The sequence below is a fragment of the Bradyrhizobium sp. WSM1253 genome (assembly GCF_000244935.1).
GTDB lineage: Bacteria > Pseudomonadota > Alphaproteobacteria > Rhizobiales > Xanthobacteraceae > Bradyrhizobium > Bradyrhizobium canariense.
The window spans coordinates 5,262,829-5,286,179 of record NZ_JH600073.1 but is presented as its reverse complement, the minus strand read 5'-3'; the positions used below and the strand labels follow the sequence as shown (position 1 = coordinate 5,286,179).

Here is a 23,351-nt window from a genome sequence, read left to right as displayed (position 1 = left end):
TGCGGAAAGGCCGCGGCGTACTGGATGCCCCGGTCAAGCCGGGGCATGACCGTGGAGAACGTGGCGAAGTCCTCGGCGCACGAAAAGTGGCCATCTGATTCCTCACCCTCATTCACCACGCCCGAAATTCCTGGTCCCGCCCGCCGTCGAATTCCGCTATTGAGGGGCGCGGCAATCGTTCTGCTCTCCTGCGAGCATTCCGCGCAATCGATCCGTCTCGTCGGCGCGTGGTTTCTCGATGCAGCTCTATCTCCCGATCGCCGATCTTCCGGTCAACGTCTTCCTCGTGCTAGCGATGGGCGCGGCGGTCGGCTTCGTCTCCGGCATGTTCGGGATCGGCGGCGGCTTCCTGATGACGCCGCTTCTGATCTTCATCGGCATCACACCGGCAGTCGCGGTCGCTTCCGTCGCAAGCCACATCGCCGCCTCGTCCTTTTCCGGCGCCCTCGCTTATTGGCGGCGACGCGCGATCGACCCGGCGCTGGCGAGCGTGCTGTTATGCGGCGGCGTAACCGGGACGGCTCTCGGGGTGTGGACCTTCACGCAGCTGCGCGCGCTCGGCCAGCTCGATCTGATGATCGCACTGTCCTACGTCGTGCTGCTCACCACCGTCGGCAGCCTGATGTTCTCCGAAGGCCTGCGTGCCCTGATGCGGACCCGGCGCGGCGCGGTGCCGCCGCGACGCACGCATAACTGGATCCATGGCCTGCCGCTGAAGATGCGGTTCAAGCGCTCCAAGATCTACCTCTCGGTCATTCCGATCGTGATCGTCGGCATCCTGATCGGCTTCATTGGCGCCATCATGGGCATCGGCGGCGGCTTCATCCTGGTGCCGATCATGATCTATTTGCTGCGGGTGCCGACCTCGACGGTGATCGGGACGTCGATGGTCCTGACGCTGGTCACGATGCTGTTTGCGACCTTGCTGCATGCCGTGACCAATCATTTGGTCGACGCGGTGCTGGCGCTGATCCTGATGGTCGGCGGCGTCACCGGCGCCCAATTCGGCGCCCGCGCCGGCCAGAAGATCCGCGGCGAGCAGTTGCGGCTGCTGCTTGGCCTCTTGATCCTCTCGGTCGGCGTCCGCTTCGCCATCGAGCTGGTGATCCGGCCAGAGGATCTCTTCACCATCCGCGAGCTGGGAGTGAACGGATGATGCGCGCAGCTCTCGCGGTCCTGCTTGTCCTGCTGCTCGGCTCCGTCGCACGCGCCGAGCGGCTGATCGTGTCGGTCTCCAACCATCGCGTCACGGTGACGCCGAACTATTCCGGCGAGGAGCTGGTGCTGTTCGGCTCGGTCGAGAAGGACGCCTCTACGCCCGCTGACCGCAAGACCTACGATCTCGTCGTCACCGTGATGGGCCCCCGCGCCGACATGGTGACGCGGCGCAAGGAGCGCACCTTCGGGATCTGGATCAACACCGACTACCGCCAGTTCCTGGCGGTGCCGAGCTATCTCGCATTGTTCGCCAACCGCTCCTTCGAGGCGATCACCTCGCCCGAGATCGCGCGACGCCAGCAGATCGGGCTCAACAACGTGCTGCTGACCCAACGCGTCAGCGGCGACTATGCCGATGTGGTGCCGAACGACGCGTTCCGCTCCGCCTTCATCCGCCTGCGCACCCAGCGCGGTCTCTACCGCGAGGATCCGAGCGCGGTGACGTTCCTGACACCGACCCTGTTCCGCACCGGCATTCCACTGCCGGCGGAGGTGCCGATCGGCACCTATGAGGTCGAGATCAAGCTGTTCGCCGACGGCGCGTTCATCGGCAAGACCGAGACCGCGTTCGAGATCGTCAAGGTCGGCTTCGAGCAGTTCGTCGCGACGACGGCGCGCCAGAACGGGCTGATCTACGGCCTCGTCACCGCCGCGATGGCGCTGATGACGGGCTGGATGGCGTCGATTGTTTTCAGGAAGGATTGAGGGAACTACGCTCTCTCCTCTCGTCGTCGCCCGGCTTGACCGGGCGACCCAGTATTCCAGAGGCTGGCGTTAGGCAGTTCGCTCTCACAACTACCGCCGCGGCGTACTGGATGCCCCGGTCAAGCCGGGGCATGACAGTTGGGGCTACGGCGCCTGCACCACGGTCGGCACCCCCGGCTCCAGCAATCGCAGCCTTGTGCCAAAACCCAGCACATCAAACGTCTTGCGCAGATCCTCGCCGTTCTGGCGGAAATGCGCCCAACCCTCCGTATGAACCGGCACGATCATCGCATCGGGGAAGGCGCGTGCGGTCTCGATGGTGTCGTTGGTGTCCATGGTGAGATGGAACGGCCCGCGCGTTTGCGCGGCGCCGGCGAAAGGCATCACCACGCCGCATTTGAAGCGGCGCGCGACCTCGGCGACGCCGTCGAACCAGGTGGTGTCGCCGCTGATATAAACCGAAGTGGTGTCGGTCCGGCTCGACGACACCACGAAACCGATGACGTCGCCCGACAGCGGCTCGATGCCGGCCGGGCCGTGGCGCGCGGGCGTGGCGGTGATCGTCAGCGTATTGCCGTCACCGTCTTTCAGATGCGAGGTCGCCCATGGCGCGAGGCCTTCGACATGGCCGCCCAGGCGCTTGGCGCCGGCCTCGGTCGTCAGCGCGCGCGGCGCTTTAAGCAGATAGTCGCGGCCGGAATTGTCGAGATTGTCGGAATGCTGGTCGTGGCTGAGCAGGACCGCGTCGACCGGGCCGATTGCGTCGGCCTTCAGCGCGGGTCCAATCGTCTTCTCCAGCTTCACATGCGGCAGTTGATAGGCGCCGGGCGCATCGAAGGTCGGGTCAGTGAGCAGGCGGAAGCCATCGATCTCGATCAGCGCAGTGGGACCGCCGATCAGGGTGATGGAAATGGGCATGATGGACTCCTGTTACGAGACGGATTTTGCGGGCCGCGTCACCAGATAGATGCCAAGTGCGACCGGGATGATTCCGAGCAGATCGCGGGCCTCGACATGCTCGCCGAGCACGAGATACGCGAACAGCATGCCGAGCGGCGGCATCAGGAAATGATAGGCACTGGCGGCCGTCGCGCCACACACTTTCAGGAGATGAAACCAGAGCCAGTACGCCATGATCGAGCCGCCGAGCACGAGGAAGGCGAAGGCGCCGATCAAACCCAGCGTGAGGTCGATGGCATGAATATCGGCGAAGGTCAGCGCCACCGGCGTCAGCACGATGCCGGCGGCGAGATTCTGCACGCCATTGCCGATCCACAACGAGCCCTTTGGCGCGAGCAGCTTGAACAAAATGGTGCCAGCGACGAGGGAGGCAAGCGAGGCCAGCGTGAACACGATGCCGTGCAGCGAGTCGGTGCCGACCGACAGGCGGTGCCAGACGATCAAGGTCACGCCCATGATGCCGAGCAGGAGGCCGCTCGCCTTGCGCCAGGTCATGCCTTCGCCGAGCAGCAGCGCGGCGAGGCCCGCCGTGAACACCGGATTGGCCGACACGATCAGGCCGCCGAGCCCGGCGGAGACCGATTGCAGCCCGGTGTAGCCGAGGCCGAGATAGAGCGCGTTGTTGGCGACGCCGAGCACGGCGAAGATCGCGGCATCGCGCCAGGACAGCGACCAGTCGTCGCCGCGGACCAGCGTGGCACCGATGATCAGGATGCCGGCGAGCGAAAAGCGCGCGGCGAGCAGGATCAGCGGCGGGCAATGGGTCACGCCGATCTTGCCGGCGACGAAGGCGTAGCTCCAGAGCAGGCAGAACGCGCCGATGGCGAGCGGCAGCGTATTGAAGCGGCTGCGGGGAACCGAAATCGAGGGGGCGAGCGACATGCGAATCTCCTGAGCCCTCGATCTAGGGGGCCGGCTTGTCATTTGGAAATTAAATGATTAACTTCTAGTCAGTGGATTTTCGAATGGAGGCGCCCATGCTCGATCTGGAGCTCCTGCGCAGCTTCGTGTCGGTGGTCGATGCCGGCGGCTTCACCCGCGCCGGCGAGCGCGTCCATCGCACGCAATCGACCGTCAGCCAGCAGATCAAGCGGCTGGAGGAGGATGTCGGACAGGTGCTGCTGCATCGTGACGGCAAGGATTTGCGCCCGACCGAAGCCGGCGAACGGCTGCTGTCCTATGCGCGGCGGCTGTTGTCGCTTGCGGAAGAGGCCCGCGACGTGCTGCGCCAGCCCGACGGCGAAGGCGCGATCCGGCTCGGCATCCCCGAAGACTTTGCGGCGTACCGGCTGGCGAAACTGCTCGGCGCCTTCTCGCGTTCGCATCCGGGCCTGCGGCTCGATGTGCGCGCCGACCAGAGCAAGAACCTGTCGCGCGACCTCGATCGCGGCGAGCTCGATCTCGCATTGTTCAAGCGCGCAGCCGGTGAGAAGGGCGCGATCGCGGTGTGGCCGGAGCAGGTGCACTGGGTCACCAGCAAGAGCCATCCGATCCACGCCGATGTCGCCTCGGTGCCGCTGATCGGCTTTCCGCTCGGCTGCCTCTACCGCGCCGGCGCCATCCACGCGCTGGAAAGCGCGGGCCGCATTTGGCACATGTCCTACACGTCATCGAGCCTCGCCGGCATCCAAGCCGCGGTCGCTGCCGGCATGGGGCTGAGCATCCTGTCGGAGATGGCGATCCAGTCCGACCACCGCGTGCTGACCGCGAAGGATGGATTTGCGCCAATCAACCGGACCGAAGTCGCGTTGATGGCCGCGCCGGGTGCAAGCCCCGCGACGCTGCGGCTCGCCGATCGGCTGGCAGAGTTCTGCGATGACGTGCAGGCGAAGGCGGCGTGAACCGTTGCGATAGTCGCGATCTGCGGCTGCGAGACCGGTACGTTCCCTCCCCCCTTGTGGGGGAGGGTTAGGGAGAGGGGTACCACACGGGGACTATCTCGATTCGCACACGCGTTTGCGCGACGCCAACGCGCAACTTTTCCTGGGCTACCCCCCTCCCCTGCCCTCCCCCACAAGGGGGGAGGGAGCGCAGTGTGCGCGTGGTGAGAGGGTTCAGCCCGATCGAAGCGATAGCTAGTCAATAACACCGCGACGCGGCAATCGCGTGCACGCGGCGGTCGCCGAGCAGGTGCGCGACAAAACCGTTCTTTGGAAAGATCTTTGCAAACGCCACGTCACGGATGCTGAGGCCGCCGGCATAGGCGCCGAAGGCGGGCATCACGGCGCGCATCCCGTCGCAGGCGAAGCAGCGGCGCTCCATCGAGCGGCCGCGCGCGGAGACGCGGGCCTTGGGATGGAGATGGCCGGCGATCTCGCCGCCCGCGCCGGTCGGCTCGTGGCGGAAGGTGATCGGGCCGATCGCGACTTCGTCGGCGACGGTGCCGCCGAGATCACGCGGCAGCGCCGGATCGTGATTGCCCGAAATCCAGATCCAGTCGCGGCCGGCCTGCAAGGCGGCGACCGCGTCGCGATCCTCCGCCGACAGGCGTCCATGCGCGGTGCGATCGTGAAAGCTGTCGCCGAGCGCGATGACGATTCGGGGATCATGGCGGGAGATGACAGCAGCGAGACGACCGAGCGTCGCGATGGTGTCGTAAGGCGGCAGCAGCACGCCGCGCATGGCGAAGCTGGAACCTTTTTCCAGATGCAGGTCGGAGACGACGAGCAGGCGCTGCTCTTCCCAGAACAGTGCCCCGGAAAGATCGGCCACGAACGTCACGCTGCTGATGCTGACATTCGAAACGCGCATGTCCTCGTTATCTCCTGAAACCAGCGCGCCTGCCGTCACGTCAAAACCTGCTGTTATCCCATCGCCTCTTTGACCAGCTCGTCAGCGGCTTCGGCCAGGAGCTCGTCTCCTGCTTCGCCATAGACTGACTCGCGGCCGATTTCCAGCATCACGGGGACCGCGAGCGGCGAGACACGGTCGAGTTCCCGGTGCGTGATGCGGCCCTGGATGCGGGTGAGCATGTCGCTGAGACGGCGCAGATCGAGCAGGCCGGTGGCGGCATCGGCACGGGCGGCGCGCAGCAGCACGTGATCGGCCTGGTGTTTTCGCAAAACGTCGTAGACGAGATCGGTCGAGAACAGCACCTGGCGGCGGCTCTTCTCCTCGCCGGTGTGACGGCGCGCGATCAGGCCGGAGATGATCGCGCAATTGCGAAACGTGCGCTTCATCAGTGCGGATTCGGCAAGCCAAGCTTCGAGATCGTCGCCGAGCATATCAGGGTCGAACAGCGCATCGAGGTCGATCCTGCCGTCCCGGATCATGGAGGACAGGTCGCCGAGCGCCCAGACCGCGATCGCATATTCGTTGGCGACGAAGCCGAGCGGTCGGGCGCGGGCACGCTCCAGCCGGCGCGTCAACAGCATGCCCAGCGTCTGATGCGCGAGACGGCCTTCGAAGGGATAGCAGACGATGTAGTGCTTGTTGGCGCGGGGAAAACTCTCGACCAGCAGCTCGCGCACTTCAGGCACACGCGAGACGTCCTTTTGCTGCGACAGCCAGTCGCGCACCTGCTCCGGCAAGGCGCCCCACGCGCGCCCGTCATCGAGCAGGCGGCGGACCCGTTCGGCGAGATAGGTCGAGAGTGGGAACTTGCCGCCCATATAGGACGGCACCTTCGGGTCCTTGTCGTTGGCGCGCGAGACATAGACCTGGTCCTCGACCAGGGTCTCGTAGCGCACCACCTCGCCCGAGAACACGAAGGTGTCGCCGGGGCTGAGGCCCTCGATGAAGGCTTCCTCGATCTCGCCGAGCAACCTGCCGCCGCGCGCGATCACGCCCGTCGACCCGCCTGCTTTTCCTTGACCACCGCCGCGCGATCGCACCAGCCGCACCTTCAGCATGTCGTCCTCGACGATGGTGCCGACATTCATCCGGTAGCTCTGCCGCACCTTGGGATTGGCGACGCGCCAGCGCCCCTCCTTGTCCTGCTTGATGCGGGCGAAGCGCTCATAGGTCTTCAGCGCGTAGCCGCCGGAGGCGACGAAATCGACCACGTCGTCGAAATCCTGCCGCGTGAGATCGGCGTAAGGTGCGGCGGTGCGCACTTCGTCGTAGAGCTCGTCGGAGAAAAATGGCTCGCCGCAGGCGCAGCCGAGAACGTGTTGGGCCAGCACGTCGAGGGCACCGATCCGCAGCGGCGGCGTGTCCTGCGCATTCTCCGCGATGGCGTCGATCGCGACGCGGCACTCCAGCACCTCGAAGCGGTTCGCGGGCACCAGCACCGCGCGCGAGGCTTCGTCGAGCCGGTGGTTGGCGCGGCCGATGCGCTGCATCAGGCGCGAGGAGCCCTTGGGCGCGCCGATATTGACGACGAGATCGACGTCGCCCCAGTCGACGCCGAGATCGAGCGAGGAGGTGCAGACCACGCCGCGCAGTTTGCCCGCCGACATCGCATCCTCGACCTTGCGGCGCTGGGCGACGTCGAGTGAGCCGTGATGCAGCGCGATGGCAAGGTTGTCGTCATTCATGCTCCAGAGATTCTGGAACAGCATCTCGGCCTGGCTGCGGGTGTTGACGAAAACCAGCGTGGTCTTGTTCGCCTTGATCAGCTCGTAGATCTCGGGAAGCGCATGGCGGGCACTGTGGCCGGCCCAGGGCAGGCGTTCGCGCGTGTCCATCATTTCGACCAGCGGCGGCGCCGCGCCGCCGGCAAGGACGATGTCGGCCGCCGCTTCCGTGCCGCCGGGCTGCGGCACCAGGAAGCGCGCCAGCGATTCCGGCTCGGCCACGGTCGCCGACAGGCCGATCGCGCGCATCTGCGGCGCCAATCGCCACAGCCGCGCCAGCCCGAGGGAGAGAAGATCGCCGCGCTTGGACGTCACCAGCGCGTGCAGCTCGTCGAGCACGATACGCTTCAGCGAGGAGAACAGGAACGGCGCGTCGTCGGAGGACAGCAGCAGCGCGAGTTGTTCGGGCGTCGTCAGCAAAATGTCAGGCGGATAGCGTCGCTGCCGCTGCCGCCGCGACGTCGGCGTGTCGCCGGTGCGGGTCTCGATCTTGATCGGCAGCGCCATCTCGGCGACGGGACGCTCGAGGTTGCGCGCGATATCGACCGCGAGCGCCTTGAGCGGCGAGATGTAGAGCGTGTGCAGGCCGCCGGTGCGTTGCAGACTGCGGCCGGTGGAGATCACCGATTTCGCCGAAGCTTTGGGCGTAGAACTCAACTCCACCAGCGTCGGCAGAAATCCCGCCAGCGTCTTGCCGGCGCCGGTGGGCGCGATCAGCAGTGCGGACCGGTCCTCGCGCGCCTTCTCCAGCAGCGCCAATTGATGCGCGCGGGGCGACCAGCCGCGGGCTGTGAACCACGCCTGGAAGTGGTCGGGCAGCAGCGCGGCAGGCTCGGCCGGAGATTTGCGGATGCGGGGCGGCACGGCATCACAGGTAAGCCGTGGGGGTGGGTTCGTCGAGGGGGTGGTCCCGTAGGGTGGGCAAAGCGAAGCGTGCCCACCATGTGCACCCGAATGCATGGAGAGATGGTGGGCACGGCGCAAGTGCGCCTTTGCCCACCCTACAGCATCCCGCCCGCCCCTACTCCGACATCGGCTTGTCGGAGATGTCCCAGTCTTTGCCGGTGAAGGTGGAGATGAAGAGCGTCTTCATCGGCGTGTAGTCGTCAGGCGTGTAGTCGTAGGTGACGCCGTCGAGGAAATAAGGCGAGTGGAAGCCTTTGAGGTTGGAGGCCTGCTTCAGCACGTTGGCGCGCGTGAGCTCGTCGCCGCAGCGGCGCAGGATCTCGCCCATGGTGACGGCCTGGCCGTAGCCGGCGAAGGCGATGGTGTTGTCTTGATCGATCGCCGGCGTGTACTTCTTGCGCAGCTCCTCGAACGCCATCACGTCGGGGTCCTTCTCCCATTTGGGCAGGCCGACCTCCTTGTTGTAGCGGATGGCGACGATGCCGGCGGCGTTCTCGAGGCCCGCTGCATTGAGGATCGAGCGGCCGGTCGAGCCGGCCGAGAGCAGCTGCAGTGGCTTCCAGCCGAGCTCGGCCACTTTCCGGATCGACTGCGACGACGCCTTGCCGGTGGAGATGTTGTAGAAGACGTCCGCACCCGACTTCGAGAGGTTGATGAGCTGGGAATCGACGGTCGGATCGGTCAGATCATAGGTCTGTTCCATGAAGACCTGCGCGGTGCCGCCGGCATCGGCCAGCACTTTCTTGAAGGGACCCAGGAAGTCGCGGCCGAAATCGTCGTTCTGGTAGAGGATGCCGACCTTCGCGTTCGGCTTCACGCTGACGACGTGCCGCGCCAGGATGCGCGCCTCGGTCGGATAGAGCGGCAGGCCCGCCATGGTCCATTTGAACTCTTTCGGATTATTCCACTTCGACGCGCCGGTGTTGAGCAGCAGCTGCGGCACGCCCTTCGAGTTCAGGTATTTGTGCACGGCGGTCTGCGGTGCGGTGCCGAGCGAGCCGTAGAGCGCGAGCACCTCCTCCTGCTCGACCAGGCGCCGCGTCGCCTCGACGCATTTCGGCGCGCTGTAGGCATCGTCCATGGTGAGGAATTTGACCTTGCGTCCGTTGATGCCGCCCTTCTCGTTCAGCATCTGGAAATAGGCTTCGCCGACGCGCCCGAGCACGCCGTAGAGCGAGCCGGGGCCGGAATGCGGCACGGTCTGCCCGATCTTGATCTCGGTGTCGCTGGCGCCGGCATCGTATTTCTTTTCCGCGGCCCAGACGGAGGGCGCGGGCAAGGTGGATGCCGCGATGGTCGCGAGCGCGGCGGCGCTGAAATCACGCCGCGATGGATTCTTGGTCATTGTTTGTTTCTCCCTAGCGAGGACATAGTGCTGGCATCGCGGCACGTGTCGCAAGTGGGAAGTCACGGCTTTGCGACGCAATGACGCTCAAAGCGTCGCGTATAGCGCCTAGACTCAAGTTTTCTCGGCGACCACGACGAGGCCGCGCACCGGCTCGTTGTTCTCGGTGCGTGGCGAGGCCCGCTCCAATGTGAGGACCTTGAGGCCGGCCTGCGCCATCGCATCGCGCACATATTCCGCCGAATGGGCATAGCGCAGGCCTTCGCCGAGAACGATCCCGCTGCCGTCATGGGTCTCCAGCGTGAACGCAAGCACGCCGCCGGGCGCGAGCACGCGCCTGGCCTCACTGAGCACTGGCGCGAGATCGGGGAGATAGACGAACGCATCGGCAGCGACGACGAGGTTTGCGCTCGCATCGCTCCTGCTGCGCAGGCCTTCGATCATGTCGGCGACTTCGAGCTCGGCATAGAGGCCGGTTGCGCGCGCCTCCTTGACCATGCCGGGCGACAGGTCGATGCCGATGAACTGGTCGACCTGTTTTGCGAAGGCGGCGGCCGCAAGCCCCGTACCGCAGCCGAGATCGATGGCGCGCTTGAACAGGGCGGGCTTCTTCGCGGCGACGCGGGCAGCCACCACTGCCTTGAAGATTAGCGACGGCGCGCGATAGCCGAGATCGTTGATCAGCACGTGCTCGAAGCGCGGCGCGTATTGATCGAACAAGGCCTGCACATAGGCCTTCGGCATCTCCGACAATTGCGCATCGCCGAGTCGTATCAGATGCAGATGAGCGCCGTGCTGATCGCCCGGGTCGGACTCGCGCGATTTGCGAAAGGCCGCAATGGCCTTGTCGCGCTCGCCGAGTTGCGCGCGGATTTCGCCGAGCGTGAACCAGGCCGAGGTGAAATTCGGCGCAAGCTCGATGGTCTGCTCCAGCAGGTCGGCGGCAGCCGCCAGATCGCCCTTGAGCTGGAGGTCGCGCGCGAACTCGAAGCGGCGGTCGGCCATGAGATCGCCGGAGGTCAGGAACAGGCGCAGGGGCATTGGGGAACCAGGGAACGAAGCGGTGATGACTCGAAGATGCGGGGTCGCAACCTATATAACAGGCATGCGTCCGCAAGACATCCTGCTGCCAGTTGCCGCCGGCCTATGCTGCAAGCCGGGCGGCTTCCATATCGACCCCGTCCGGCCGGTCGAGCGGGCCGTGATCACCCACGGCCATTCCGACCATGCCCGCGCCGGCCACGGCGCGGTGCTGGCGACGCAGGAAACGCTGGACATGATGCGGCTGCGCTATGGCGAGAATTTTGCCGGCTCGACGCAGGCGATCCGCTATGGCGAGGAGATCCGGCTCGGCGATGTCAGCGTGAAGTTTCACCCGGCCGGCCATGTGCTCGGTTCGGCGCAGGTCGCGGTGACCTGCAAGGACACCTGCATCGTCGCCTCCGGCGACTACAAGGATGCACCCGACCCGACCTGCACGCCGTTCGAGCTCGTGCCCTGCGACGTCTTCATCACCGAGGCGACGTTCGGCCTGCCGGTGTTTCGCCATGGCGATGCCGCCGACGAGGTCAAGAAGCTGCTGGCATCGGTGGCGCTGTTTCCGGAGCGCGCGCATCTCGTTGGCGCCTATTCGCTCGGCAAGGCGCAACGCGTGATCGCACTGCTGCGCCAAGCGGGTTACGACGTGCCGATCTATCTGCATGGCGCGATGGAGAAGATCACGCATTACTATCAGAGCCGCGGAATCGAGCTCGGCGATCTCAGGCCGGTGAAGGGCGTCAAGAAGGCGGCACTTGCCGGCACCATCACGCTGGCGCCGCCCTCTGCGACGTCCGATCTCTGGACCCGGCGGTTTCCCGATCCAGTCACGGCATTCGCCTCCGGCTGGATGCGGGTGCGCGCCCGCGCGCGGCAACGCGGCATCGAGCTGCCGCTGGTGATCTCGGATCACGCCGATTGGGACGGCCTCACCGCCACGATCGCCGCGACCGGCGCCGGCGAGATCTGGGTCACCCACGGCCAGGAAGACGCGCTGGTGCATTGGTGCCAAAGCAAGGGTTTGCAGGCACGGCCGCTCGATCTGGTCGGCTATGGCGACGAGGAGGAGACCGAGACGCCGCTCGCTGACGAGGCCGAAGCATGAACCGCTTCGCCGAACTTCTCGACCGCCTCGCCTACGAGCCCGGCCGCAACAACAAGCTGCGGCTGATCACAAGTTATTTTCGCGAGGTCGCCGATCCTGATCGCGGCTATGCCCTGGCCGCGCTGACCGGCGCGCTGAGCTTCAAGCACGCCAAGCCCGCGCTGATCCGAGATCTGATCGCGTCGCGCACCGATCCGGTGCTGTTCGGATTGTCTTACGATTATGTCGGCGACCTCTCGGAAACGGTGGCGCTGATGTGGCCGAAGCGGAATGCACACAAGGACGAATCTTTTCCGGGCTACCCCTCTCCCCCGCCCTCCCCCACAAGGGGGGAGGGAGCGCAGTTGCGCGCGGCGCTATCAGTGAGCGCGAGAGCTAACAGCGATTCCCAAAGTGATGGATGCACGAACCTCACCGTTCCCTCCCCCCTTGTGGGGGAGGGTCAGGGAGGGGGGTACCGCGGGCGAGATGCCAGCGATGCGCTTCATCCGAGCAACCACAACAATCCACCGCCGCCGACGCTGACCGAGGTCGTCACCACGCTGCGCACACTCGGCAAGACCGAGCTACCAAAACAGCTCGAGCGCTGGCTCGACGAGCTGGATGAGACCGGCCGCTGGGCGCTGTTGAAGCTCGTCACCGGCGCGTTGCGCATCGGCATCTCCGCGCGGCTGGCCAAGACCGCGGCCGCGGCACTCGGTGACAAGGACCCGCATGAGGTCGAGCTGATCTGGCCCGGTCTCGCGCCGCCCTATCTCGACCTGTTCGCCTGGCTGGAAGGCCGCGGCGACAAGCCGATCAATCGCGATCCCGCCCCGTTCCGCCCGGTGATGTTGGCGCACGCGATCGAGGACACCGATTTCGCCGCGCTCGATCCCGCCGATTACATCGCCGAATGGAAATGGGACGGCATCCGCGTGCAGGCGGTGGCCGGCCGAGACGAGCACGGCCACATCACGGCGCGGCTCTATTCGCGCACCGGCGAGGACATCACCGGCAGCTTTCCGGACCTCGTGCCGTCATTGCGCATGCCCGGCGCCATCGACGGCGAGCTTCTGATTCTGCGCGAAGGGCGCGTGCAGAGTTTCAATGTTCTGCAGCAACGGCTCAACCGCAAGGTCGTGTCTCCGAAGCTGATCAAGGAGTTTCCGATTCATCTGCGCGCCTACGATCTGCTCGGCGACGACGAGAACGATTTGCGCGAGCTACCCTTTGCGGAGCGGCGCGAACGGCTGGAGACCTTCATCGGCAAGCTTGACGATCCCCGCATCGATCTGTCGCCCACCGTCGCCTTCGCAAGCTGGGAGGCGCTAACCGCCGCACGCGCCGATCCCGCGAGCGCCGGTGCGGGCGAGGACGCGGACGCCGTCGAAGGCGTGATGCTGAAGCGGCGCGATGCACCCTATCTGCCGGGACGGCCGAAGGGACAGTGGTGGAAGTGGAAGCGCGATCCGCACATCATCGACGCCGTGCTGATGTATGCGCAGCGCGGCCACGGCAAGCGCTCGTCCTACTATTCCGACTACACCTTCGGCGTCTGGACCGCAGGTGCGGGCAGTGACGAGCTGGTGCCGGTCGGAAAAGCCTATTTCGGCTTCACCGACGAGGAGTTGCTCCAGATCGACCGCTTCGTGCGTCGCAATACCACCGAAAAATTCGGTCCCGTCCGCCACGTCGTGCACGAGCCGGACAAGGGCTTGGTGCTGGAGGTCGCCTTCGAGGGGCTGCAGCGCTCGCCACGGCACAAATCCGGCGTCGCGATGCGCTTTCCCCGCATCAGCCGCTTGCGCTGGGACAAGCCGCCGCGGGAAGCCGACCGGCTGGAAACGCTGGAAACAATGCTGAAAGCGGAGGCGGCGGAGATTGAGGCGTGAGGCGTACTAGGTGCGCTCCCTCTCCCGCTTGCGGGAGAGGGTCGGGGAGAGGGTGTTTCCCCAGTGGGAATCCCCAATAGGAGAGAGCCCTCACCCGCGCCTTCGGCGCGACCTCTCCCGCAAGCGGGAGAGGTTGCAGCGAGCCTGCGGCACGATCATCTCGCAACGAAGGCGTACCCGCCCTGCCCGAATTAAAATCCCGTAAGCCGATTGACGCCCCGTTGCGGGTTCCCCATGTCCCCCGCCTTGCCCTATGATAGGGTCGAATCCCCTGAGGAGTTTGAGATGGCCCACGACGTCAGAGATTTGCCGGCCGGCCGCGGTGACAGCCTGAACCGCTTTCTCGGCGGCTCGCCGCTGGCGGTCGCGTTTCGCCTGGTGCTGCTCTCGATCCTTGTCGGCGTCGTGCTGGCGGCGATCGGCTTCGATCCCTGGAATATCATCTTAAGCATTCGTCTTCTGTTCCAGCGTTTGTGGGATCTCGGCTTCGACACCGTGAACTGGCTGTGGCGCTACTTCCTGCTCGGCGCTGTCATCGTGATTCCGATCTGGCTGCTGATGCGCGTTTTCGGTGCGCCGCGCAGGTAAGTCGTTAGTTTTGAGCATGATCTTGTCGGAAAACCGCTTCACACTTTTCCGGATCATGCTCTAGGGAGCTCGCGGCCGATGCAATTGCGCTTTGTCGGCTGCGGCGACGCCTTCGGATCGGGCGGCAGGCTCAACACCTGCTTCCACGTCTCGGGGCGCGAGGCCAACTTCCTGATCGATTGCGGCGCGTCGGCTCTGCCGGCGCTGAAGCGACTCGAGATCGACTGCAATGAGATCGATCTCATCCTGATCACGCATTTCCACGGCGACCATTTTGCCGGGCTGCCGTTTGTCCTGCTCGACGCGCAATTCTCGCGGCGGACGCGGCCGCTCACCATCGCCGGCCCCAAAGGCATCGAGACGCGGCTGCGTGCGGTGATGGAGGCTCTGTTCGAGCATTCCTCCAAGACGGACCGGCGCTTCGAGCTGTCGGTCGTCGAGCTCGCGCCCGAGCAGAGCCAAAGCTTCGGCGCGGTGACGGTGACGCCCTATCCGGTCGTTCACGGCGAATCCGGCGGACCGTTCCTCGCCTATCGCATCGAAGCCGAGGGCCGCACCCTCGCCTACAGCGCCGATACCGAATGGACGGAGACGCTCATTCCGCTGGCGCATGGCGCCGACCTTTTCATCGCCGAAGCCTATATGTACGAGAAGGTGGTCAAGAATCACCTCAGCCTGAAGACCTTGGAACAGCACCTCCCCGAAATCGGCGCAAAACGCCTCGTGCTCACCCATATGAGCGAAGACGTGCTGTCGCGCCTCGACGACATCGCCCATCTCGCCGCCGAAGACGGCATGGTGCTCGTGTTCTGACATGCACGCACCCGTTCACGTGAAGATCGGTTCCCGTCAGGTCTTCGCCATCGCAGGCCCCGCGATGGTCGCGAACCTCACCACGCCGTTGATCGGCGTGGTCTCGACCACCGCGATCGGACGGCTGGACGACGCGGCGCTGCTCGGCGGCGTCGCCATCGCGTCCGTCATCTTCGATTGCCTGTTCTGGCTGTTCGGCTTCCTTCGCATGAGCACGCTTGCCTTCACGGCGCAGGCGCTCGGCGCCGGCGAGACGCGCGAGCTGACCGCGATCCTGGTGCGCGGCTTCATCGTCGCCGGCTTGATCGGCATAGCCCTGATCGTGCTGCAACTGCCGCTGGCCGCCGGGCTGTTCGACCTGATGGGCGGCAGCGAAGGCGTTACGCGCGCGGCGAAAACCTACTTCGTGATCCGGATCTGGTCGGCGCCGCTGGCGCTCGCCAATTACGTCATCCTCGGCTGGCTGGTCGGCCAGGCCCGCGCCAATCCGGCGCTCGCGCTCCAAATTGTCATCAATCTCGTCAACGCGGCGGCGACGATCCTGCTGGTGCTGGTCTACGACACCGGCATCGCAGGTGCTGCAATCGCCGCGCTGTTGTCTGAAGCGGCCGGATTCGGGCTCGGCATGATGGTCTGCCGCCGCTATGCGGACGGCGGGTTCGCGGTGCCATACGCAGAGCTGTTCGACCGGGCCAAGCTGATGCGGCTGCTGGCGGTGAACTCCGACATCCTGATCCGCACCGCGGCGCTGATCGCGGTGTTTCTGTTTTTCACCGCCAAGGGCGCGCGGGCTGGCGACGTCACGCTGGCCGCCAATTCCGTTCTCAACAATTTTCTGCTGGTCAGCGCCTTCTTCCTCGACGGTCTTGCGAACGCAGCCCAGCAGCTTTGCGGCCGTACGCTCGGCGCACGCGACGCCAAGGGATTTGCGGATTCGACCCGGCTGGTGCTGCTATGGGGGCTCGGCTTCGCGCTGGTCGTGTCCGCGCTGTTTGCGCTGTTCGGACCGAACTTGATCGATTTCATGACGGCGAGCGAAAGCGTCCGTCGCGGCGCGCGGGAATTCCTGCCGTTCGTCGTGCTTGCGCCGATTCCCGGCGTGTTCGCCTTCGGCTTCGACGGCATCTATATCGGCGCGACCTGGGCGCGCGAGATGCGCAATCTGATGCTGGCCTCGCTCGCGATCTTCCTCGCCACATGGTGGGCGCTGCAATCGTTCGGCAATGCCGGGCTGTGGAGCGCGCTGATCGCCTCCTACGTCTCGCGCGGCGGCTTGCAGGCCGCGCGCTATCCGGCGCTGTACAGGAAGACGTTTTCGAAGCAGTCGCTGTAACGCGTAGCCCGGATGGAGCGAAAGCGTAATCCGGGACCTTCGCGTCCGCGGATAGATCCCGGATTGGGCTTCGCTCCATCCGGGCTACGCGGCGAAGAGCTACATCCCCGGCCAGGCTTCCGCCGTCAACGTGGCGGCGTCGGAGCCGACGATCTCGGAGAGAGAATCCCGCCCGGTGCGCAATAGGGTCGAGGCGAGATCGCGCTTGATCTCGTCGACGAGGCCGAGGCCCTTGTAGACCAGCGACGAATAGAGCTGGATCAGGCTCGCGCCGGCGCGGATTTTCGTCAGCGCGGCGCCGCCCGAGTCCACACCGCCGACGCCGATCAGGGGGAATGCGCCCTCGACCCGCACATAGGTTTCCGCGACCATCCGCGTCGACAGCCGGAACAGCGGCCGGCCGGACAGGCCGCCCTGCTCCTTGGCGCGCATTTCCTCGCGCAGCGTGCTCGGCCGCGCGATCGTGGTGTTCGACACGATCATGCCGTCGACCCGGCGCGAGCGTGCGACCTGCACGACGTCGTCGAGCTGGGCGAGGCTCAAATCCGGCGCGATCTTGAGCAGCACCGGCGTGTCGCCGGCCTTTTGCCGCACCCGCTCGCGCGCGTCGATCACCCTGGCGAGGAGATCGTCGAGCAGCGCGCCTTCCTGCAGATTGCGCAGGCCCGGCGTGTTCGGCGAGGAAACGTTGACGGTGAAATAGCTCGCGACCGGCGCAAATGTCTCGATCAGCTTGACGTAGTCATTGACGCGGTCGGGTGAATCCTTGTTGGCGCCGACATTGACGCCGACGATGCCGCCGTGCTGCGCGCGCGCCGCGAGCCTGCGCAGCGCTGTCTCCGCGCCGTCATTGTTGAAGCCCATGCGGTTGATCACGGCCTCGTCGCGCTCCAGACGAAACAGCCGCGGCCGCGGATTGCCGCTTTGCGGCTTCGGCGTCACCGAGCCGATCTCGACGAAGCCGAAGCCGAGCCGCAGCAGCGCATCTGGCACTTCGGCGCTCTTGTCGAAGCCCGCGGCCATGCCGATCGGATTGGGGAAGTTGAGCCCGAACGCACGCACCGCAAGCTTGGGATCGTCAGCGTGCGGCTTGCCCGGCGGCAGGAAGCGCAGGCCCTGGATCGCGAGGCGATGCGCATCCTCCGGATCGAGCCAACGCAACACCGGCAGCGAGAGAGCGTCGAAAGCGCGGATCACGGGGCAAGCTCCGGAACATCGTGGCCACCGTCGGAGCGCGTGTTGAGGTTCATCACGGCAATCACCGCACCGAGATCGAGTTCGCCATAGAGATGCGGAAACAGCTCCTCATTGCGCGAACGCTCCCAGCGCAATGCGCTACCGAGCGCATCGCCGTCGACCTCGACCAGGAACAGCGCGCGCTGCCCGACATAATGCTTGTGCAGGGTCTCGGGAACCTGGGCGGCGGTCGAGAAATGGATGAATCCGTCGCGCGAATCGTCCGCGCTGCCGCGGTAGACGCCCTGCCGTTCCGCCTCACGCCAGGCCGAGGCCGGACAGATTTTGTAGATCTTGACCACCGCTTACGCAGCCCTGTTTGCTCGTTGAGTCTTTTGGGGTTTTTGGGTCGTGCGGGTCCCTGAAACCCGGGCGCGACCGTAATGGCCGCCCCCTCCGAACTCAAGACTTAGAGCCATTTCCGTTCCGATGAAATCGAAGCGGAGCGCCAAATTCCTGCTTTGACGCGTTTCCTGGTGCGAACCGGTAACCGGTTCGCTTGAAAACACGCTCAGCGCGCCCCTTGCGCAAAAAGCGGAAAACCGGTTGATTCGAGGATAGTTTTCCTGAGTTGCGACGGGCTGGACCTTTCATGGTCAGGCAGGCCAAAGCGCAGAGGATCCTCACTCACGACCAGATCTGGGGCGCGCTGGATCGGCTGGCGGCGCGCGCCGGCTTGTCGCCGTCGGGCCTCGCCAAGCGCGCCGGGCTCGATCCCACCACCTTCAACAAGTCCAAGCGCGTCACCTCCGACGGCCGCGAGCGCTGGCCCTCGACCGAATCGATCGCGAAAGCGCTGGCGGCGGCAGATTCCTCGATCGACATTTTTGCCAGGCTGGTCGGCGACGAGGCAGGCGGCGGCCGCTCGGTGCCGCTGCTCGGCTTGGCACTGGCGGGCGCGAGCGGCGCCTTCGACGAGTCCGGCCTTCCCATCGGCAAGAGCTGGACCGAATTTGCCCTTCCCGCCGCCGAGGACAACCACAGCTTCGCGCTGCAGATTTCCGGCGAAGCGCTTGCGCCCGCCTATCGCGACGGCGACATCATCCTGGTCGCACCCGGCGCGCCGATCCGCAAAGGGGATCGCGTGGTGGTGAAGACCAGGGCAGGCGAGGTGACGGTGGCGACGCTGAAGCGCCGCACGGCAAAGGCTGTGGATTTGCAGCCGCTCGATGCCTCCCAGGCCGAACGCAGGATGGCAGCGAGCGAGGTCGGCTGGATCGCGCGGATCGTGTGGGCGAGCCAGTGATCACGTCTCGCCTGCGTCGTGACCGGGCGATGATTTCAGCCGCGCCGCATTCGCCGCGGGCATCCTTGCGACTCAGCATCTCTCTCGCATAGGTTGCGGCCACTCATTGCCGAGCAAATTCATGTCAGGGGGAATATGATGGATCGCCGTCACGCATTGAAGGCCCTCGCAGGTCTTGCGCTTTGTCCGCTCTGCAAGCCGGCCTTCGCCGCCGAAGGTGCGCATTGGAGTTATGAAGGCGCCGGCGCCAAATGGGGCGATCTCGACGCGGCCAACAAGGCCTGCGCGGTCGGCCTGCAACAATCGCCGATCGACATCGAGGCGACGGTCAAATCGCAACTGCCCGCGCTGAAGCTGAACTGGGGCAAGAGCGCCGACACCATCGTCAACAACGGGCACACGATCCAGCTCAACTTCACCGAGGGCAGCACGCTCACGCTCGGCGACGTCAAATACAAGCTGCTCCAGGTGCATTTCCACCGGCCGAGCGAGCACATGATCGGCGGCAAGAATTTTCCGATGGAGGCGCATTTCGTCCACCGCAACGATGCCGGCGGGCTCGCCGTGGTCGGCGTGCTGATGGCCGAGGGCAGGCCGAACCCTGCCTTCGGCAAGATCGTCAAGACCATGCCGGCCGCGGAAGGCCCCGCCGTGAAGGCGGATTCGACCATCGATCCCCACGCCATGCTGCCCACGAGGCTCAGCTACTTCCGCTATCCCGGCTCGCTGACGACGCCGCCTTGCTCAGAAGTGGTCGAGTGGCTGTTGTTGACGACCCCCATCCAGGCGTCGGCCACCGACGTCGCCGCATTCGCAAAGCTCTACCCGATGAACGCGCGCCCGGTGCAGAAGGATAACCGGCGCTACGTGCTGCGGTCGACCTGAGCGGGGGGCTGAAGGTCCGTAGCCCGAATGAGCGAAGCGACATCCGGGACCGCTGGTGCGGCTAACTAGCGAAAACCCCGGATGTCGCTTCGCTCATCCGGGCTACGCGTTCGCTACAACCGCCTCACGCACTCCGCGCCAGTGCGCCGTCGATCATGTTCACCGCGTTCTGCACGCCATACACCGCGACAAAGGAGCCGAAGCGCGGGCCCTTTTCCTGGCCGAGCAGCACCTGGTAGAGCATGTTGAACCAGTCGAGTGTCACGCCGGGACGGCCGTCCTTGCCCTTCTTGACCGGATCGAGGAACGGCTCGCGGCGGCCGATCTCGTAGACGACGTTCTGGATGTCCTCGGCCGTGGCATCCTGCGGCAGCTGCGATAATGCATCGCGCAAATCCTGCAGCGCCGCGCGCTCGGTCTCGGTCGGTTCGCGGAACGTCTTCGTCGGCGCGACGAAGTCGCGATAATAGTTGATGGCATAGCCGACCATCGCGTCGAGCTTGGGATGCGTCTGCGGGCTCACGCCAGGCCGATAGCGGCCAATGAAACCCCACAGCGTCTCGGCATTCTCCGCATTCGACGACGACACCAGCGTCAGCAAGAGCTGGAACGTGACGGGCATATCGAACTTCGGCGGATGGCCGCTGTGAACGTGCCAGACCGGATTGCCGAGCTGCTGTTTGGCGTCCTGCTTGGCAAAGCCGTCGATGAACTGCTGGTAGTCGTCGACGTTGCGCGGGATGACGTCGAAATACAGCCGCTTGGCCGCCTTCGGCTCGCGATACATGAACAGCGACAGCGATTCCGGCGAGGCGTAGCGCAGCCATTCGTCGATGGTCAGCCCGTTGCCCTTCGACTTCGAAATCTTCTGGCCCTTGTCGTCGAGGAAGAGCTCGTAGTTGAAGCCCTCCGGCGGCGTGGCGCCGAGTGCCCTCGCGATCGCGCCGGAGAGTTTGACCGAGTCGATCAAATCCTTGCCGGCCATCTCGTAATCGACGCCGAGCGCAACCCAGCGCATCGCCCAGTCGGCCTTCCATTGGCACTTGACGTTGCCGCCGGTGACCAGCGTCTCGACTTCCTGGTTGGTATCGGGATCGAGATAGGTCACGGTGCCGGCCGCAACGTCGCGGCGGATCATCGGCACCTGCAGCACCACACCCGTGGTCTTGCTGATGGGGAGGAACGGCGAATAGGTCGCGCGGCGATCGGGGCCGAGCGTCGGCAGGATGATCGCCATCACCTTGTCGTAGGCCGCGAGCATTTTAAGCAGCGTCGCGTCGAAACGGCCGGACGTGTAATAGTCGGTCGAGCTCGCGAATTCGTAGTCGAAGCCGAAATGATCGAGGAAGGCGCGCAGCCGCGCATTGTTGTGGTGCCCGAACGACGGGTACTCGTTGGAGAACGGGTCCGGCACGCGCGTCAGCGGCTTGCCGAGATGCGCGGCCAGCATCTCCTTGTTGGGGACGTTGTCGGGCACTTTCCGAAACCCGTCCATGTCGTCGGAGAACGCGAGCAGGCGGGTCCTGATCTTGTTCTCGGTCAGCACATGAAAGGCGTGCCGCACCATCGAGGTGCGCGCGACCTCGCCGAAGGTGCCGATATGCGGCAGGCCTGATGGCCCGTAGCCGGTCTCGAACAGCACCTCGTCCTTCGGGCTTTTCTTCAGCCGCGCGACAATGGCCTTCGCCTGCTCGAACGGCCAGGCGTTGGATTGTTCGGCGAGCGCACGCAGATCGCTCGGGTTCGCGGCAAGATCGATAACGGACATCTAAGGGGCCTCCGGGGCGCGGAAAATAGCGATTTCCGGGCAGAATGCAATTTTGCGAGACGGTGCAACCGCACCCACCGTCATTGCGAGCGAAGCGAAGCAATCCAGAATCTTCGCGCAGAAGCACTCTGGATTGCTTCGTCGCTGCGCTCCTCGCAATGACAACGAGGAGGCAGCGAACTAAAACGGGCTCACCGAGAAGTACCGCAGCCACAGATCCGTGTAGCGGCCCTTTTCCCAGACGCGGAACATCGCCCAGTTCAGGGCCTGGCGCAGCACGTCGTTGCCCTTGCGCACGGCGATGCCGATGCCTTCGCCGAAGAAGCGGCTTTCGACGAAGGGACCGCCGGAGAAGGCGCAACAATCGCCGGAATCGGTGCCGTTGATCCAGAACGCAAGCGCGATGGCGTCGCCGAAGATGAAGTCGACCTCGCCCTTGCGCAAGGCGGCGCGCACGGCATCGTCGTTGGGATAGGGGTGCAGCTCGGCGTCGGTGAACATCGCCTTGAGATAGGCTTCATGCGCGGAGCCGGCGATGACGCCGACCTTCTTGCCTTCGAGATATTCGGGCCGGATCTCCGGCATCACCGCGTCCTTGCGCGAGACGAAGCGCGCCGGCACGCGGTAATAGGGATCGGTGAAGTCGACCCGGGCGCGGAGCTGCGGGCTCACCGCCATCGAGGCGATGATGGCGTCGCCCCGGTTGGAGGCGAGTGCATCGACCAGCGTCTCGAAGCGGCGCATCTGCACCGTGCAGGTGACCTTGATCTCCTCGCACAGCGCGCGGGCGAAGTCGACGTTGAAGCCGGCCGGATTGCCGTCGGCGCCGGTATAGTTGAACGGCGGATAGTCGGTCTCGGTCAGGAAACGGATCACTGTCAGGCGCGACAGGTCCGGCCGCTCCGGCCGCCGCCGTGGGTCCCAGAAGCCCGGCACGGCCTGGGGTGCGGCTTGCGGCGCGACCTGAGGTGAGGCTTGCGGCGCCGTTGGGGGCTGCTTGGCCGGAGCCTGCGCCTGCGCGCACGGCGCGGCAGCGAGCAGGCAGACGCCGACGACCAGCCCGGTCAGCAAGCCACGGGCGGATTTGGACGATTTCGCCTGTTGCGATGGAGCCATCGGCTGAAAATGAACGATTTTCGTTGGGATCGGAGGGCCTTATAGCCCATCCGGCCGGGAACGCGAGCGCGGATTGCGGCGAATAGGGAGCCTACAGATACCGCTTCAAGTCCACTGCGGCTTCTTCCGGCGTGCGCTTCAGGTTGAACGGCGAGACGAAGCGACCGTCGCGGTCCATCAGATAGATCAGCGCGGTGTGGTCCATGGTGTAGTCGCCGTCCTTGGTCGGGACCTTCTTGGCGTAGACCCGGTAGGAGGTGATCACCTTGGCGGTCTCGGCAGGATCGCCGCTGAGGCCTTCGAGGTGCGGGTCGAAGCTCGACAGATAATCCTTCATCGTCCCCGGCGTATCGCGCTCGGGATCGACCGAGATGAAGACGGCGTTGACCTTGTCGGCGTCCTTGCCCATCGCGCGCAGCACTTCCGAGATCTCGAACAGCGAGGTTGGGCAGACATCGGGGCAATGGGTGTAGCCGAAGAAGATCAAGGTCGGCTTGCCCTTCAGGTTCTTGTCGGTGACGGGCTTGCCGTTCTGGTCGGTGAGCTGGAACGGGCCGCCGATCGCGGCCGGCTGCGCCACCTTGCTGACCCCGCCCATGGCCCAGAATACGATCAGGAGCCCGAGGACGAGGCTTGCGGCGAAGGCGGTCGCGATCACCAGCGGACGGGCGGTGGAACTCATGGGCGGAAAACTTCCT

The 23,351-nt window shown here is 65.3% G+C and carries 21 protein-coding genes; 10 read left to right on the top strand and 11 right to left on the bottom strand.

The genetic code is table 11. The features are described from left to right. Nucleotides 1-238: 238 nt before the first annotated feature. Both BRA1253DRAFT_RS26385 and BRA1253DRAFT_RS26380 read left to right on the top strand, forming a co-directional pair. Nucleotides 239-1,156: a sulfite exporter TauE/SafE family protein gene (locus BRA1253DRAFT_RS26385; protein ID WP_007599400.1), complete on the top strand. Its 918-nt coding sequence runs from the start codon at nt 239-241 to the stop codon at nt 1,154-1,156. Further along, on the top strand, nt 1,153-1,923 hold the full coding sequence (locus BRA1253DRAFT_RS26380; protein WP_035993981.1) for a TIGR02186 family protein: 771 nt from the start codon (nt 1,153-1,155) through the stop codon (nt 1,921-1,923). The genes BRA1253DRAFT_RS26385 and BRA1253DRAFT_RS26380 overlap by 4 nt, the downstream gene beginning before the upstream one ends. A gap of 144 nt (nt 1,924-2,067) precedes the next feature. Here the strand turns inward: BRA1253DRAFT_RS26380 and BRA1253DRAFT_RS26375 are convergent, their stop codons facing one another. After that, nucleotides 2,068-2,841: an MBL fold metallo-hydrolase gene (locus tag BRA1253DRAFT_RS26375; protein WP_007599397.1), complete on the bottom strand. Its 774-nt coding sequence runs from the start codon at nt 2,839-2,841 to the stop codon at nt 2,068-2,070. Between the two features lie 12 nt (nt 2,842-2,853). Next, a complete protein-coding gene (locus tag BRA1253DRAFT_RS26370; RefSeq protein WP_007599395.1) occupies nt 2,854-3,765 on the bottom strand; it encodes a DMT family transporter in 912 nt (303 codons plus the stop codon). Between the two features lie 95 nt (nt 3,766-3,860). On the opposite strand from BRA1253DRAFT_RS26370, the gene BRA1253DRAFT_RS26365 reads away from it, so the two are divergent. Further along, nucleotides 3,861-4,724 (top strand): LysR family transcriptional regulator, encoded by an 864-nt coding sequence (locus tag BRA1253DRAFT_RS26365; RefSeq protein WP_007599393.1) that lies wholly within the window; start codon nt 3,861-3,863, stop codon nt 4,722-4,724. A gap of 238 nt (nt 4,725-4,962) precedes the next feature. Here BRA1253DRAFT_RS26365 and pdeM read toward each other — a convergent pair whose 3' ends face one another. From pdeM to BRA1253DRAFT_RS26345, 4 genes are all read right to left on the bottom strand, one after another. Further along, nucleotides 4,963-5,634 carry a ligase-associated DNA damage response endonuclease PdeM gene (pdeM, locus tag BRA1253DRAFT_RS26360; RefSeq protein WP_051058445.1) on the bottom strand — a complete coding sequence of 224 codons (672 nt, stop codon included), beginning with the start codon at nt 5,632-5,634 and terminating at the stop codon, nt 4,963-4,965. A gap of 53 nt (nt 5,635-5,687) precedes the next feature. Further along, nucleotides 5,688-8,264 carry a ligase-associated DNA damage response DEXH box helicase gene (locus BRA1253DRAFT_RS26355; protein ID WP_035993979.1) on the bottom strand — a complete coding sequence of 859 codons (2,577 nt, stop codon included), beginning with the start codon at nt 8,262-8,264 and terminating at the stop codon, nt 5,688-5,690. Between the two features lie 157 nt (nt 8,265-8,421). Continuing rightward, nucleotides 8,422-9,651, bottom strand: a complete 1,230-nt coding sequence (locus BRA1253DRAFT_RS26350) for an ABC transporter substrate-binding protein (RefSeq protein ID WP_007599388.1) — start codon at nt 9,649-9,651, stop codon at nt 8,422-8,424. A gap of 114 nt (nt 9,652-9,765) precedes the next feature. Further along, nucleotides 9,766-10,692, bottom strand: coding sequence for a methyltransferase domain-containing protein (locus tag BRA1253DRAFT_RS26345; protein ID WP_007599385.1), 927 nt, complete (start codon nt 10,690-10,692; stop codon nt 9,766-9,768). A 64-nt stretch (nt 10,693-10,756) separates the two neighbouring features. On the opposite strand from BRA1253DRAFT_RS26345, the gene BRA1253DRAFT_RS26340 reads away from it, so the two are divergent. From BRA1253DRAFT_RS26340 to BRA1253DRAFT_RS26320, 5 genes are all read left to right on the top strand, one after another. Beyond that, nucleotides 10,757-11,794, top strand: coding sequence for a ligase-associated DNA damage response exonuclease (locus tag BRA1253DRAFT_RS26340; protein ID WP_035993976.1), 1,038 nt, complete (start codon nt 10,757-10,759; stop codon nt 11,792-11,794). Next, entirely contained in the window at nt 11,791-13,668 is a 1,878-nt protein-coding gene (locus BRA1253DRAFT_RS26335) for an ATP-dependent DNA ligase (protein ID WP_007599381.1), read from the top strand. Before BRA1253DRAFT_RS26340 ends, BRA1253DRAFT_RS26335 begins: the two co-directional genes overlap by 4 nt. A 285-nt stretch (nt 13,669-13,953) precedes the next feature. Then, complete coding sequence (locus BRA1253DRAFT_RS26330; protein ID WP_007599380.1) at nt 13,954-14,256, top strand: DUF6460 domain-containing protein; 303 nt, start codon at nt 13,954-13,956, stop codon at nt 14,254-14,256. Nucleotides 14,257-14,334: 78 nt separating this feature from the next. Beyond that, nucleotides 14,335-15,069 carry an MBL fold metallo-hydrolase gene (locus BRA1253DRAFT_RS26325; RefSeq protein ID WP_007599379.1) on the top strand — a complete coding sequence of 245 codons (735 nt, stop codon included), beginning with the start codon at nt 14,335-14,337 and terminating at the stop codon, nt 15,067-15,069. Between the two features lies 1 nt (nt 15,070). Continuing rightward, entirely contained in the window at nt 15,071-16,402 is a 1,332-nt protein-coding gene (locus tag BRA1253DRAFT_RS26320; RefSeq protein ID WP_007599378.1) for an MATE family efflux transporter, read from the top strand. Nucleotides 16,403-16,501: 99 nt separating this feature from the next. Here BRA1253DRAFT_RS26320 and BRA1253DRAFT_RS26315 read toward each other — a convergent pair whose 3' ends face one another. Then, nucleotides 16,502-17,599, bottom strand: coding sequence for a quinone-dependent dihydroorotate dehydrogenase (locus BRA1253DRAFT_RS26315; RefSeq protein ID WP_007599377.1), 1,098 nt, complete (start codon nt 17,597-17,599; stop codon nt 16,502-16,504). Continuing rightward, nucleotides 17,596-17,940 carry a DUF952 domain-containing protein gene (locus BRA1253DRAFT_RS26310; RefSeq protein ID WP_007599376.1) on the bottom strand — a complete coding sequence of 115 codons (345 nt, stop codon included), beginning with the start codon at nt 17,938-17,940 and terminating at the stop codon, nt 17,596-17,598. The genes BRA1253DRAFT_RS26315 and BRA1253DRAFT_RS26310 overlap by 4 nt, the downstream gene beginning before the upstream one ends. Nucleotides 17,941-18,230: 290 nt before the next feature. Here BRA1253DRAFT_RS26310 and BRA1253DRAFT_RS26305 point away from each other — a divergent pair, with 290 nt between their 5' ends. Together BRA1253DRAFT_RS26305 and BRA1253DRAFT_RS26300 are read left to right on the top strand one after the other, a co-directional pair. Then, nucleotides 18,231-18,884 carry a helix-turn-helix transcriptional regulator gene (locus BRA1253DRAFT_RS26305; RefSeq protein ID WP_007599368.1) on the top strand — a complete coding sequence of 218 codons (654 nt, stop codon included), beginning with the start codon at nt 18,231-18,233 and terminating at the stop codon, nt 18,882-18,884. 138 nt (nt 18,885-19,022) lie between these two features. Beyond that, complete coding sequence (locus BRA1253DRAFT_RS26300; RefSeq protein WP_007599367.1) at nt 19,023-19,769, top strand: carbonic anhydrase; 747 nt, start codon at nt 19,023-19,025, stop codon at nt 19,767-19,769. A gap of 124 nt (nt 19,770-19,893) precedes the next feature. Here BRA1253DRAFT_RS26300 and BRA1253DRAFT_RS26295 read toward each other — a convergent pair whose 3' ends face one another. The 3 genes from BRA1253DRAFT_RS26295 to BRA1253DRAFT_RS26285 form a co-directional block, all read right to left on the bottom strand. After that, nucleotides 19,894-21,537 (bottom strand): lysine--tRNA ligase, encoded by a 1,644-nt coding sequence (locus tag BRA1253DRAFT_RS26295; RefSeq protein WP_007599366.1) that lies wholly within the window; start codon nt 21,535-21,537, stop codon nt 19,894-19,896. A gap of 180 nt (nt 21,538-21,717) precedes the next feature. Beyond that, complete coding sequence (locus tag BRA1253DRAFT_RS26290) at nt 21,718-22,653, bottom strand: transporter substrate-binding domain-containing protein (protein WP_007599365.1); 936 nt, start codon at nt 22,651-22,653, stop codon at nt 21,718-21,720. 91 nt (nt 22,654-22,744) lie between these two features. Further along, nucleotides 22,745-23,335, bottom strand: a complete 591-nt coding sequence (locus BRA1253DRAFT_RS26285; RefSeq protein WP_007599364.1) for an SCO family protein — start codon at nt 23,333-23,335, stop codon at nt 22,745-22,747. Between the last annotated feature and the right edge of the window lie 16 nt (nt 23,336-23,351).